Raw genomic sequence first — 13082 nt, forward strand, 5'->3', positions numbered from 1 at the left:
ATGAATATGCGCGAGTACAAAGAGAAGATGCGCCACATCCCCTCCAAGCGGGATGACCTGCGTGCGCAGGCGCTGGAGAGCGTCGAGGGGCCGGGCTTCATGCTCACCACCGTGGAGAAGCTGGCCGACCTGGCTCAGGCGCGTTCGCTGTGGCCGGTGACCATGGGCCTGGCCTGCTGCGCCATCGAGATGATGGCCACCGGCACGCCCCGCTTCGACATGGCCCGCTTCGGCTGGGAGGTGTTCCGTGCCTCGCCGCGCCACGCCGATGTCATGATCGTCTCCGGTCGTGTCTCCCACAAGATGGCGCCGGTGGTGCGCAACGTCTATGACTCCATGCCCGAACCCAAATGGGTCATCTCCATGGGTGCCTGCGCCTCCTCCGGCGGCATGTTCAACAACTACGCCGTTGTCCAGGGCGCGGACCACATCGTGCCGGTGGACATCTACCTGCCCGGCTGTCCGCCGCGACCGGAGATGCTGTTGAACGCCATGCTCGAACTGACCCGACAGATTGAGCGCAAGCCGATCTTCGCCCACCGCGAGGAGATTGCCCGCGCTGTCGAGGCCGCCGCCCTCAAGGCCGTGCCCACCGCCGAGATGAAGGGGCTGCTCGCATGACCACCAACGCTGCGAACGCTGAGAACAACGCCGCCCCCGACGCCGTCGCCCCGCCCACGGCCGAGGCGGTCCCCGAGGTGGCCGGCAGGCCGGTGCGCGAGGAACTGCGCCTGGAGGTGATCGGCACCCACACCGGCCAGTTCGGCGCCTCCGATGCTGGTGACACCACCGGCTACGGGGGCACCGTCGGCGTCGTCTCCCTGGCACCCGCCGCCGTCCGGCCGTACGGGAAGTGGTTCGACGACGTCGTCGACGCCCTGATCGAGGACCTCGCCCAGGCCGGGGTGGAGCCCGCCACAGCCATTGAGAAAGTAGTCGTCGAGCACGACGAGCTGACCCTGTTCGTCACCCGCGAGCACCTGCTGGACGTAGCCCGCCCACTGCGTGATGACCAGGATCTGCGCTTCGAGCTGTGCCTGGGCGTGACCGGCGTGCACTACCCGGGCGACTCCGGGCGCGAGTTGCACGCCTGCTATGAGCTGATCTCCCTGACGCATGGCGCTCGCGCCCTGCGCCTGGAGGTTGCCCTCCCGCAGGATGACCCGCATGTGCCCTCACTCGTGCCGGTCTACCCCGGCAATGACTGGCACGAGCGTGAGGCCTGGGACCTGATGGGCATCGTCTTCGACGGACACCCGAATTTGACGCGCTCGGCCATGCCTGACGACTGGGTCGGGCACCCGCAGCGTAAGGACTACCCGCTTGGCGGCATCCCCGTCGAGTACAAGGGCGCCTCAACCGCCACCGCAGACACCCGGAGGTCGTACCGCTGATGAGCAACATGCACGCCACCGGTCCCGCCACCGACGAACTCGCCGACGACGCCCCCCAGTTCACCGCCAACGGCGGCGACTGGGATGAGATCGCCGCCCAGATCGCCGCCCGCGACGAGACCGACCGACTCCAGCGTGACCGCGTAGTGGTCAATATGGGGCCGATTCACCCCTCCACCCACGGCGTGTTGCGCCTGCTGCTGGAGACGGACGGGGAGACCGTCACCGAGCTTCGCGCCGGCACCGGCTTCCTGCACACCGGTATTGAGAAGAACATGGAGTACCGCACGTGGGTGCAGGGTGCGACCTTCGTGACCCGCATGGACTACGTGGCCCCCTTCTTCCAGGAGGTCGGCTACGCACTGGCGGTGGAGAAGCTGCTGGGCATAACCGATGATGTGCCCGAGAAGGCGACCGTGGCCCGCGTGGTGCTCATGGAGCTCAACCGCATCGCCAGCCACGTGGTGGCCATCGGCTCGGCCGGCAACGAGATGGGCGGCACCACGCTGATGACTATCTCCTTCCGCTGCCGGGAGAACATTCTGCGCGCCTTCGAGATGGCCTCGGGGCTGCGCATGAACCACGCCTATGTGCGTCCCGGCGGCCTGGCCCAGGACCTGCCGGAGGGCTTCACCGACTTCGTCCGTTCGGTCATGCCGAACATCAAGAACGACGTCGGCGAGTTGGAGTCCCTGCTCATGGCCAATCCGATCCTGAAGTCCCGCTTCGTGGGAATCGGTGAGATGAGCCTGGCGGCCGCCATGGCGATGGGGCTGACCGGGCCATGTGTGCGGGCCGCCGGCTACCCGCTGGACATGCGCAAGCTGCGCCCCTACTGCGGGTACGAGACCTACGACTTCGAGGTCCCCGTCTATGACAACTCCGACTGCTACAACCGGCTGCGGGTCCGTTTCGACGAGTGCTATCAGTCACTCAAGATCGTCTCGCAGGCGCTGGACCGGCTCGATGAGATCGCCGCCCGCGGCGACGACCCCTCCAACGCCACTATGGTCTGCGATCCGACCATCGCCTGGCCGGCCCGTATGGCCATCGCCACCGACGGGCAGGGGCAGTCCCTGGAGCACGTCAAAGAGATCATGGGCAGCTCCATGGAGTCCCTGATCCACCACTTCAAACTCGTCACCCAGGGGTTCCGGGTGCCGCCCGGGCAGGTGTACCAGACCGTGGAGCACGCCAAAGGCGTCCTGGGCATCCAGGCCGTGTCCGACGGCGGCACCCGCCCCTACCGGGTCCACTTCCGCGACCCGTCCTACTCCAACCTGCAATCGCTGGCCATGATGTGCGAGGGCGGCATGATCGCCGACGTCGTCGCCTCACTGTCCTCGATCGACCCCGTCCTGGGAGGCGTGGACCGCTAATGAGCACCACTTCCGAGAACATCCCCGCTCCGGCAGCCGCCGGAACCTCCCTCGGTTACACCCCCGAGGTGGCCGCCCGGCTGGATACCGATATCGCGGAGATCATGGGCCGCTACCCGGCCGGGTATGAGCGCAGTGCCATCATCCCGATGCTGCACCTGATTCAGAGTGTGGACGGCTACGTCTCGCCTGCGGGCCTGGCGCTGGTGGCACAGAAACTGGGACTGACCCGCTCCGAGGTCTCCGCCGTGGCGACCTTCTACAGCCAATTCCGCCGCCACCCTGCGGGCGAGTACCACGTGGGCGTGTGCACCAACGCCCTGTGCGCCGTCATGGGCGGGGATGAGGTCTGGCAGGCCGTGAGCGAGCACACCGGGCTCGGCAGTGACGAGACCAGCGCGGACGGACGCATCAGCCTTGAGCGTGTGGAGTGCAACGCCGCCTGTGACTACGCACCCGTGGTGATGATCAACTGGGAGTTCTTCGACAACCAGACTCCCGCCTCCGCCGTCGACTTGATCGAGCGCCTGGAACGGGGCGAGGACGTCGCCCCCACCCGCGGTCCAGAGACCGTGCCCACCTTCCGCGAGAATGAGCGGCTGCTGGCCGGATTCGAGGACGGTCGTGCCGATGAAGGCGTGGCTGCCGGCGAGTCCAGCCTGCGCGGACTGCGGTTGGCCCGTGAGCACGACTGGACCGCTCCCGCCGAGCAATCGGCTCCCGACGACGCACCCGCCCAGGAGGAGGACAAGTGAGCGAGCAGACTCCCGGCTCTGTAGAGCCGAGCTTCACCGCGCCGGGAACACTCACCCCGGTCGTTACTGACATATGGGACAAGCAGCGCTCCTGGACGCTGGAGGCCTACCGCGACGCCGGTGGTTACCGGGGTCTGGCGCGTGCCAAGACGATGAGTCCGGAGGAGCTGGTCAACCTTGTCAAGGATTCCAATCTGCGCGGCCGTGGCGGCGCCGGTTTCCCCACCGGGCTGAAGTGGTCCTTCCTGCCTGCCCCGGACGGACTGCCCCGCTACCTGGTGGTCAATGCCGATGAGTCCGAGCCCGGAACTTGCAAGGACATGCCGACCCTGATCGCCAATCCGCATGCCCTGGTGGAGGGCGTGGCCATCACCTCCCGCGCAATCGGTGCCGACCGCGCCTTCGTGTATGTGCGCGGCGAGGTTGCCCACGCCTATCGGCGCCTGCTGCACGCCATCCACGAGGCGGCCGACGCCGGTCTGCTTGCCGACGGCTTCGGCCTGGACGGCAAGCAGCCGCTGACGATCATTGCTCACGCCGGTGCCGGCGCCTATATCTGCGGGGAGGAGACCGCACTGCTGGACTCCCTGGAGGGACGCCGCGGTCATCCCCGCCTGCGCCCGCCCTTCCCGGCCGTGCAGGGTCTTTACGCCCGCCCCACCGTCATCAACAACGTGGAGACGATCGCCTCCGTGCCCGGGGTGCTGGCCCACGGCGCTGCCTGGTACTCCTCCATGGGAACCGAGCGTTCCAAGGGGCACGGCCTGTTCTCCGTGACCGGGCATGTGACCAACCCCGGCCAGTTCGAGGCGCCCTTCGGCATCACCATGCGTGAGCTGATCGAGCTGGCCGGCGGAATCCGAAGGGGTCACCAGCTGAAGTTCTGGGTGCCGGGCGGCTCTTCCACCCCGATCTTTGGCCCTGAGGAGTTGGACATCCCGCTCGACTACGAGTCCGTGGTGGGCGCCGGCTCCCTGCTGGGCACCCGCGCCTTGCAGGTCTTCGACGACACCGTCTCCGTGGTGCGCGTGGTGTCCCGGTGGACCGAGTTCTACCAGCACGAGTCCTGCGGTAAATGCACCCCCTGCCGGGAGGGTACCTACTGGATGCGGCAGATCATGACCCGCCTGGAGGCCGGGCGGGGCGAACCCGGTGACGTGGAGAAGCTGGAGGACATCGCCGCCAACATCTATGGGCGCTCCTTCTGCGCCCTCGGGGATGCGGCCGCCACCCCGATCCAGTCCGGCATCAAGCGGTTCCGCAGCGAGTTCGAGGCCGGTTACACCACGCCCGCGGCCGAGCTGTTTCCTCCCGCGGCCTCCTCCATTGTCAACAGCCAGGCCGAGAGCGGACGGTGACCACATGACTGACACTGTCAACATCACGATCGACGGCATGAACGTCGAGGTGGACAACGGCACTCTGCTGATCCGCGCCGCGGAGCAGGTGGGTGTGCGCATCCCGCGCTTCTGCGACCACCCCCTGCTAGCGCCCTCCGCCAACTGCCGTCAGTGCCTGGTGGAAGTTGCCATGCCGGGGCGCGACGGCGTTGTCCGCCCCATGCCCAAGCCGCAGCCAGCCTGCGCCATGACCGCCTCGGAGGGTATGGAGGTCTCCACCCAGGCCACCAGCCCGGTGGCGGCCAAGGCCCAGGCCGGCACCATGGAGTTCCTCCTGATAAACCACCCCCTGGACTGCCCGGTGTGCGACAAGGGCGGTGAATGCCCTTTGCAGAACCAGGCCCTGGAGCTCATGGCCTCCGGTGCGCAGTCCGCCACCCGTTTCACCGATGTCAAACGCACCTTCCCCAAGCCGCTGCGCCTGACCAGCAACATCCTGCTCGACCGCGACCGCTGCATCCTGTGCCAACGTTGCGTACGCTTCGCCGACCAGATCGCCGGCGACCGCTTCATCACCCTGCAGGGACGCGGCGCCGGCCACGCCGGCGGAGAGATCACCGGTGGCCTGTACTCCGAGCAGATCGGCCGCTTCGACACCGGCGTGCTTGACTTCCACAACCCCGAGGCCACCGCGCCCACCCAGACCGTGCGCGGCGGAGAGCACCTGCTGCCCGAGGCGGACCTGGCCGGCCCCGGCGGGCAGCCCGGCGTGGTGGACGGCACTGTCTACGGGCCCGGAACACTCGGCGGCGCCGAGGAGCTGGATGCCTCCGGACGGCCCTTCGCCTCCTACTTCTCCGGCAACATCATCCAGATCTGCCCCGTGGGCGCCCTGACCAGCGCGCGCTACCGCTTCCGGGCCCGCCCCATGGACTTGGTGTCCACCGACACGGTCACCGAGCATGATGCCTCCGGCTCCGCCCTGCGCGTGGACATGCGCCGCGGCGTGGTGCTGCGGCGCCTGGCCGGCAACGACCCGGAGGTAAACGAGGAGTGGATCACCGACAAGGATCGCTTCGCCTTCCCCTGGTCCAGCCTCGACGACCGCCTGGACGTCCCGCTGGTGCGCGACGAGAACAGCGGCGAGCTGGTGCGAACCTCCTGGTCAGACGCCCTGGACGTGGCCGCCCGCGGACTGACCGCCGCTCGCGCCGACGGCGGGGTGGGGCTCCTGCCCGGCGCCCGCCTGACCCTGGAGGACGGTTGGGCCTGGTCCCGCTTCGCTCGCACCGTCCTGGGAACCAACGACATCGACCAGCGCGTGCGCGACCACAGCGCCGAGGAGGATTCCTTCCTGGCTGCCCATGTGGCCGGCACCGGACTGGGCGCGGTCACCTACCGCTCCCTGGAAACCGCAGGCCAGGTGCTGCTGATCGCCCTGGAACCGGAGGACGAGTGCGGCTCGCTGTTCCTGCGGCTACGCAAGGGCGTGCGCGCTGGTGGCGTCAAGGTCGCCACCGTGGCCAACCTGGCCTCGGCCGGCTCACGCAAGCTGGACGCCGACGTGATCCTGACCGCCCCCGGCACCGAGGCCCGCACCGTCGCCCTGTTGTCCCAGACCCACCCCGAGTTGACTCGGGCCCTGGGGCAGGACAGCGCCACCATCCTGGTGGGGGAGCGGGCCGCCGCCGTCCCCGGGCTGCTGTCCGTGGTGGACACGCTTGCCAACGCCACCGGCGCCCGCCTGGCCTGGGTGCCGCGCCGCGCCGGTGAGCGCGGCGGCGTTGAGGCGGGCCTGCTGCCGCATCTGCTGCCCGGCGGCCGTCCCGTCGTCGATGCCGCAGCCCGCGCGCAGGTGCAGCAGCTGTGGGCCCCGACGGGCGGTATCAGCGCCCCCGACCCGCTGCCCGCGCAGTCCGGTCGGGATACCACCGCTATCCTGCACGCCCTGGCCGACGGTGAGCTCGGCGGGCTGGTTATCGGCGGCGTCGACCTGCGCGACTTCCCCGACCCGGGGCTGGCCCGCACCGCCCTGGCGGCCTCCGGCTTCACCGTGCAGCTCGAGGTGCGCCGCAGCGAGGTCAGTGAGCACGCAGACGTCGTCCTGCCGGTGGCCCCGCCGGTAGAGAAGAACGGCACCTACGTCAACTGGGAGGGGCGGGTGCGCCCCTTCGGTCAGGCCCATGTCTCCCGCGCCCGCACCGACCGGCAGGTTCTGGCCGCCCTGGCCACCGAAATGAGCGGCGACCTGGGCGTGGACACCCTGGAGGACGTCCACGCGCAGATAAGCGCCCTGGGACTGTGGGCCGGCGCCCGGCCGCCCGTAACCTTCACCGCCGCCCCGGAGTCGACTGCAGAGCCTGCGCCCTCGAGCGACTCCACCCCCGGCCGCTCGACCGTCAGCGGCCTGGACGCCGTCCTGGCCACGCATAAGCCCATGCTGGACGCCGGAAGGCTTCAGGACGGCGAGCCCTTCCTGGCCGCCACCGCCCTACGGCCCGTAGCCCGCGTGGGCGCGGATCTGGCCGCCCGGCTGAATTTGATCGGCGGTGAGAGCGTCGATGTGACCGGCCCGGCCGGTACGATCACCCTGCCGGCGGTTGTCGGCTCCGTCGCCGACGGAACCGTCTGGCTGCCGGAGTGCTCGCCAGGCTCCACCGTCCGGCAGAGTCTCGGCCTCGGCCACGGTGCTCGCATATCCCTATCACTCACCACTGCGGACAGCCCGGAGGTGACCCAGTGAATCCGCTAAGTTCTTCCGGCATGCCCACCGTCCTGGCGGCCCAAGGGGGAGTGGTGGCCGACTTCTCCGACGAGACCTGGTGGCTCACTCTCATCAAGGCCGTCTTCATCGTCGTCTTCCTCATTGTCAGCGTGATCGTCGGCATCTGGGCGGAGCGGCGCGTACTGGGGCGTATGCAGACCCGCCCGGGTCCCAATGTCAACGGTCCGCTCGGTCTGCCGCAGCTAGTGGCGGATGCCGCCAAGCTGATCATGAAGGAGGACTTCTGGCTCAAGGGCGCCGAGAGGATCATTTACGTCCTGGGTCCGGTCATCGCCGCCTTCACAGCCTTCATGATCTACGCGGTCATTCCCTTCGGGCCGCAGGTGAGCATGTTCGGCCACTCCACACCGCTGCAACTGACCGACTTCCCGGTGGCCGTCCTGTACGTGCTGGCCGTCACCGGTTTCGGCGTGTACGGCATCATCCTGGGCGGCTGGTCCACCCACTCCACCTACCCGCTGCTGGGCGCGGTCCGTTCCGCTGCGCAGGTCATCTCCTACGAGCTGAGCATGAGCCTGTCGATCCTGACGGTCTTCCTGGCCTCCGGGACCATGTCCACCTCCGGGATCGTCGCCGCCCAGGAGCGACTGTGGTGGGGGGTGGCCATGATCCCCAGCCTCCTAATCTACGTGGTCTCCATGGTCGGCGAAGTGAACCGTCTGCCCTTCGACCTTCCCGAGTCCGAGGGCGAGTTGGTGGCCGGGCACATGGTGGAGTACTCGTCTATGAAGTTCGCCTGGTACTACCTGGGGGAGTACCTGAACATGTTCAACGTTTCCGCCGTGTGCACCACCCTGTTCCTCGGCGGCTGGCGCTCCTTCATTCCTACCGCTTTATGGGCGGGCGCGAACTCCGGCTGGTGGCCAATGCTGTGGTTCATCATCAAGATCTGGTGCGTCATGCTCTTCATGATCTGGACCCGCGGCACGCTGGTGCGCATCCGCTACGACCACTTCATGAAGCTCGGCTGGAAGTTCCTGATCCCCGTCTCCCTGGCCTGGTTCGTGCTGGTGGCTATTGTGCAGGGCTACCGTGCCTTCTCCGGCGGCTCCACCCAGGGGCTGATGCTTGTGCTCGCCGCGATCTTCCTGGTGGCCATGGTCATCCTGCTGGTCCTGCCGGAGGGGGAGGACGAGGAAGAGACGAGCGTGCGCGCCCACGCTGGCGAGGGGGAGATCACCGCCCCGGGCGAGGAGGCGGACGCCTTCGCCGGCGGCTTCCCGGTGCCGCCACTGCCCGGCCAGCAGCTTCCGCCCTCGCCGCGCGCCCGCCGCGCCACCCGGAACGCCGCCCCGGTGCTCGACGCGGCCAGCGACGTCTCCGTGACCGCGGGCGCTACCCAGACGGCAACGGCCACCACCGACTCCGAGGTCACCGTTCAGGAGGAAACCGATGACTGACTCCACGCAGGCCCCCCGTCCGCAGGGGCGGGAGGGATCCGACCCCGACCGGTGGTTACGGGACGAACCCGGTGTACTCGGGCGCGTATTTGCTCCCGTGGCCGGTTACGGGGTGACGCTCTCGTCAATCTTCCGCCCCACGGTCACCGAGCTGTATCCCTTCGAGAAGCCGGAGCTGATGCCCCGATACCACGGCCGTCACCAGCTCAACCGCTACGACGACGGCCTGGAGAAGTGCGTCGGTTGTGAGCTGTGCGCCTGGGCCTGCCCCGCCGACGCCATCTACGTGGAGGCGGCGTCCAATACTCCCGAGGCGCAGTATTCGCCCGGTGAGCGCTATGGGCGCGTCTACCAGATCAACTATTTGCGCTGCATCTTCTGCGGCATGTGCATTGAGGCATGCCCGACGCGGGCCCTGACCATGACTCACGAGATCGACGAATTGGTTGGCCCTACCCGGTCCGGCCTGATCTATGACAAGCAGGACCTGCTGGCCCCGGTCCCCGACGGCGCCCTGGACGCCCCCCACCCCATGGTGGAGGGCACCGAGGACGGCGACTACTACCGGGGCGCCGTCACCGGCCCCACTCAGGCGCAGGTTGATTGGGTGCGTCGGCAGCGACCCGAAGACCCAACCATCGCCACCGCCCGGCCGGTGCCGGCGCCGCAGGGCGCGGCCCGGAAGGAGGCGGTGCACTCATGACGCCCACTGCCGTATTCACCCTGCCGGCCACACTCACCCCATCTGGGACCATCTCGGGCGGCGAGGCCATCCTGTTCGGCGTGGTCGCTGTCCTCACCGTGGCCTGCGGTATCGGGCTGCTGACCGCCAAGCGGGCAGTGGTCGCGGCCGTGAACATGATCATGGTCATGATCGGCTTGGCCGTGCTGTACATCGCCAATGAGGCGCCATTCCTGGGCATTACCCAGGTCGTCGTCTACACCGGTGCCGTGATGACCCTGGTGCTGTTCGTCATCATGATGGTCGGAGTGGGCGGGGACGAACCGATAGCCGCTAACTCCGCCGCCACCAAGGCACTGGCGGCCCTGGCCGGCGTGGGACTGGTTGCGGTGCTCGCCGCCGTGGTCCGGCACACCGTCTTTCCCGCCGCCAACGGCCTGGCGGATGGCAACATCGCTACCGCCCAGTGGCTCGCCTGGGTGCTGTTCGGCAACCATGTGGTCACAATGGAACTGGCCGGCGTTCTGCTCATCATCGCCGCCGTCGGAGCCCTGACCCTGACCCACCGCCAGCGGGTGCGCCCGCGCCTGACCCAGCGCGATCGGGTTGAGGCCAAGATGCGTGCTTATGCCGAAGCGGGCGTCCATCCCGGGCAGAAGCCCATGCCCGGCGTCTACGCCGCCACCAATACGGCCGCCGCACCGGCTCTGGCCGCCTCCGGCCAGGCCCTGGAGGACTCCGTTCCACGGGTGCTGCGCGTGCGCGGCCAAGACCTGGAGCTGTCCGACGTCTCCCCGGAGATGGACGCCGCCCAGCGTGCCGGACGAATCACCAGTCGCGCGGACGCCACTGTGGGCCGTTCCGGCATGCCGTCCATGCCCGGCGCGCCCGCCCCGGTTGTCACCCAGCCCCTGGCGCCCGCCGCCGAGACGGCCGACCGTGCGGATACGGACGGAACTCGGGAAGAGACGGCCGAGCCGGCCCAGAAGGAGGAGCGCAAGTGAGCGTCCCCATAACCGCCTACATCCTGCTTGCCGCTGTGCTTTTCGCCCTCGGCGCTCTCACCGTTTTGCTGCGGCGCAACGCCATCATTCAGCTTATGGGCGTGGAGCTGATGCTTAACGCCGTCAACCTGGTCCTGGTCACCTTCTCCCGGATGCATGGGAACCTGACCGGGCAGGTGTTCGCCTTCTTCGTCATGGTGGTGGCTGCCGCCGAGGTCGTCGTCGGACTGAGCATCATCGTGTCCATCTTCCGCACGCGTAGGTCCACGTCCGTCGACGACTTGAACCTGCTCAAGAACTAGAAGGAGCCGAGACCATGATCGCATCCCCTCTCGCGCTCTCCTCCGGACTGCTCGCGACCCAATCGGTTACAGGGGCCGCCGTTCCGGCAAACGGTGCCGCGGCACTGGCCTGGCTGCTCATCGCCGTTCCGGCGGCCTCGGCCGGCATCCTGCTGCTGGCCGGACGCGCCGTCGACGCCTGGGGGCACTGGCTGGGCGTGGCCGCATCCCTGTTCAGCGCCTGCCTGGGCCTGGTCATCCTCGTCCAGATGCTTGGCGCCGATGCGGCCGACCGGGTTGTTGGTGTACACCTGTGGCGCTGGTTCGGGTCCGGAGACCTGGACGTGCACCTGGGTCTGCGCCTGGACCCGCTGTCACTGACATTCGTGGTGCTGGTGACCTGTGTCGGCTTCCTCATCCACGTCTACTCGGTTGCCTACATGGCCCATGACCGGGACCGGCGCCGCTTCTTCGCCTACCTGAACCTGTTTGTCGCCGCCATGCTCACCCTGGTGCTGGGCGACTCATATATCGCCCTGTTCATCGGTTGGGAGGGCGTGGGCCTGGCCTCCTACCTGCTCATCGGCTTCTGGAACACCGCGGATGCCGACGCCCCCCAAGCGGAGCGCTTCACCAGCCGGGAGAACGCCGCCGCCGCCAAGAAGGCCTTCATCATGAACCGCATCGGCGACGTCGGCCTGTTGCTGGCCATGATGGCCTGCATCGCCCAGGTCGGCTCCGTAACCTACGACGCGGTGCTGCCTGCTGCCCAGGCGGGGGACATACCCACCGGCTGGCTCACCGCCATCGGTTTGTTCCTGTTGCTGGCCGCCTGTGGAAAGTCCGCGCAGTTCCCGTTGCAGGCCTGGCTAGGCGACGCCATGGCTGGCCCCACGCCCGTGTCGGCGCTCATTCACGCGGCCACCATGGTCACCGCCGGGGTTTACCTGATCGTCCGCTCAGGCGCCGTCTTCGAAGGCGCCCCCGATGCCCAGCTGGCCGTCGCCGTCGTCGGCGCCATCACCCTGGTGCTGGGCGCCGTGATCGGCTGCGCCAAGGACGATATGAAGAAGGTCCTGGCCGCCTCCACCATGAGCCAGATCGGCTACATGATGCTCGGTGCCGGCCTCGGCCCAATCGGCTACGCCTTCGCTATCTTCCACCTGCTCACCCACGGCTTCTTCAAGGCCCAGCTGTTCCTGGGGGCCGGCAGCGTCATGCACGCCATGGGCGACCAGGTCAACATGCGCCGCTTCGGCGGCCTGCGGCGCGCCATGACCATCACGTGGATCACCATGGGCATCGGCTGGCTCGCCATCCTCGGCATCCCGCCCTTGTCTGGATTCTGGTCCAAGGACAAGATCATCGAGGCCGCCTTCGTCGGCGAGGGCGCCCGCCCCTGGATCCTGGGCACCATCGCCCTGCTGGGGGCCGGACTCACCGCCTTCTACATGTCGCGGCTGTTCTTCATGATCTTCCACGGCAGCCCCCGGTGGACCACCGCCAAGGACATTGAGGGTGAAGTTCACCCCCACGAGTCCGGCTGGCTGATGACCCTTCCGCTGATCATCCTGTCGGTCTTCTCCCTTGGTCTGGGCGGAGCACTGAGTGTGGGCGACGCCTTCGTGACCTGGCTCGAGCCGGTCACCGGGCACGCCGCCCACGGTGAGCCGGTGCTGCCGGCAACCGTTATCATGGGCGCCACGCTGGCCCTGGTGATTATCGGCGTCGTGGCTGCCTGGGTCATGTACGTGCGCCGGGAGGTGCCCACAGTGGTGCAGCGCGCCAATGTCGTGGTGGAGGCGGCCCGCCACGATATGTACCAGGACACCATCAACGAGGCGATCGCCATGCGGCCCGGCCAGGGACTGGTACTGGCCGCCGGAGCCTCGGACCGTTACGCGGTGGACGGTGCCGTCGAGGGACTGGCCAAGGGAACCGCGACCGTCGGCCGCCTGGTCGCCCGCACCGAGTCCGGCCACGTCCGCACCTATGTGGGATACACGCTGGGCGGAACGGTGCTGGCACTCATCGCCGTCCTGGCCAGTAGGTTCTGAGAGGA

The 13082-nt window shown here is 68.2% G+C and carries 11 protein-coding genes; all 11 read left to right on the forward strand.

The genetic code is table 11. The features are described from left to right. Genes CWT10_RS05270 through nuoL form a run of 11 tightly spaced genes read left to right on the forward strand, consistent with a single transcriptional unit; the run spans position 1 to position 13077 of the window. On the forward strand, positions 1-621 hold the full coding sequence (locus CWT10_RS05270; protein ID WP_103063875.1) for an NADH-quinone oxidoreductase subunit B: 621 nt from the start codon (positions 1-3) through the stop codon (positions 619-621). Further along, entirely contained in the window at positions 618-1394 is a 777-nt protein-coding gene (locus CWT10_RS05275; protein ID WP_103063874.1) for an NADH-quinone oxidoreductase subunit C, read from the forward strand. The genes CWT10_RS05270 and CWT10_RS05275 overlap by 4 nt, the downstream gene beginning before the upstream one ends. Then, positions 1394-2773, forward strand: coding sequence for an NADH-quinone oxidoreductase subunit D (locus CWT10_RS05280; protein WP_103063873.1), 1380 nt, complete (start codon positions 1394-1396; stop codon positions 2771-2773). The genes CWT10_RS05275 and CWT10_RS05280 overlap by 1 nt, the downstream gene beginning before the upstream one ends. After that, a complete protein-coding gene (nuoE, locus tag CWT10_RS05285) occupies positions 2773-3528 on the forward strand; it encodes an NADH-quinone oxidoreductase subunit NuoE (protein ID WP_103063872.1) in 756 nt (251 codons plus the stop codon). The genes CWT10_RS05280 and nuoE overlap by 1 nt, the downstream gene beginning before the upstream one ends. Next, entirely contained in the window at positions 3525-4886 is a 1362-nt protein-coding gene (gene nuoF, locus CWT10_RS05290) for an NADH-quinone oxidoreductase subunit NuoF (protein WP_103063871.1), read from the forward strand. The genes nuoE and nuoF overlap by 4 nt, the downstream gene beginning before the upstream one ends. A gap of 4 nt (positions 4887-4890) precedes the next feature. Next, positions 4891-7611 (forward strand): NADH-quinone oxidoreductase subunit G, encoded by a 2721-nt coding sequence (locus tag CWT10_RS05295; protein ID WP_103063870.1) that lies wholly within the window; start codon positions 4891-4893, stop codon positions 7609-7611. Positions 7612-7631: 20 nt separating this feature from the next. Continuing rightward, entirely contained in the window at positions 7632-9053 is a 1422-nt protein-coding gene (gene nuoH / locus CWT10_RS05300; protein ID WP_103063869.1) for an NADH-quinone oxidoreductase subunit NuoH, read from the forward strand. Next, a complete protein-coding gene (nuoI, locus tag CWT10_RS05305) occupies positions 9046-9756 on the forward strand; it encodes an NADH-quinone oxidoreductase subunit NuoI (protein WP_103063868.1) in 711 nt (236 codons plus the stop codon). The genes nuoH and nuoI overlap by 8 nt, the downstream gene beginning before the upstream one ends. Next, a complete protein-coding gene (locus tag CWT10_RS05310) occupies positions 9753-10739 on the forward strand; it encodes an NADH-quinone oxidoreductase subunit J (protein WP_103063867.1) in 987 nt (328 codons plus the stop codon). Before nuoI ends, CWT10_RS05310 begins: the two co-directional genes overlap by 4 nt. Beyond that, complete coding sequence (nuoK, locus tag CWT10_RS05315; RefSeq protein WP_103063866.1) at positions 10736-11041, forward strand: NADH-quinone oxidoreductase subunit NuoK; 306 nt, start codon at positions 10736-10738, stop codon at positions 11039-11041. The genes CWT10_RS05310 and nuoK overlap by 4 nt, the downstream gene beginning before the upstream one ends. A gap of 14 nt (positions 11042-11055) precedes the next feature. Then, positions 11056-13077 (forward strand): NADH-quinone oxidoreductase subunit L, encoded by a 2022-nt coding sequence (gene nuoL / locus CWT10_RS05320; RefSeq protein WP_103063865.1) that lies wholly within the window; start codon positions 11056-11058, stop codon positions 13075-13077. Positions 13078-13082 lie beyond the last annotated feature (5 nt).

Source organism: Actinomyces qiguomingii, from assembly GCF_004102025.1.
Lineage (GTDB): Bacteria > Actinomycetota > Actinomycetes > Actinomycetales > Actinomycetaceae > Actinomyces > Actinomyces qiguomingii.

Coding starts and splice junctions, on each gene's coding strand:
- CWT10_RS05270 (WP_103063875.1), top strand. CDS start 1: ATGAATATGCGCGAGTACAAAGAGAAGATGCGCCACATCCCCTCCAAG.
- CWT10_RS05275 (WP_103063874.1), top strand. CDS start 618: ATGACCACCAACGCTGCGAACGCTGAGAACAACGCCGCCCCCGACGCC.
- CWT10_RS05280 (WP_103063873.1), top strand. CDS start 1,394: ATGAGCAACATGCACGCCACCGGTCCCGCCACCGACGAACTCGCCGAC.
- nuoE (WP_103063872.1), top strand. CDS start 2,773: ATGAGCACCACTTCCGAGAACATCCCCGCTCCGGCAGCCGCCGGAACC.
- CWT10_RS05295 (WP_103063870.1), top strand. CDS start 4,891: ATGACTGACACTGTCAACATCACGATCGACGGCATGAACGTCGAGGTG.
- nuoH (WP_103063869.1), top strand. CDS start 7,632: ATGCCCACCGTCCTGGCGGCCCAAGGGGGAGTGGTGGCCGACTTCTCC.
- nuoI (WP_103063868.1), top strand. CDS start 9,046: ATGACTGACTCCACGCAGGCCCCCCGTCCGCAGGGGCGGGAGGGATCC.
- CWT10_RS05310 (WP_103063867.1), top strand. CDS start 9,753: ATGACGCCCACTGCCGTATTCACCCTGCCGGCCACACTCACCCCATCT.
- nuoL (WP_103063865.1), top strand. CDS start 11,056: ATGATCGCATCCCCTCTCGCGCTCTCCTCCGGACTGCTCGCGACCCAA.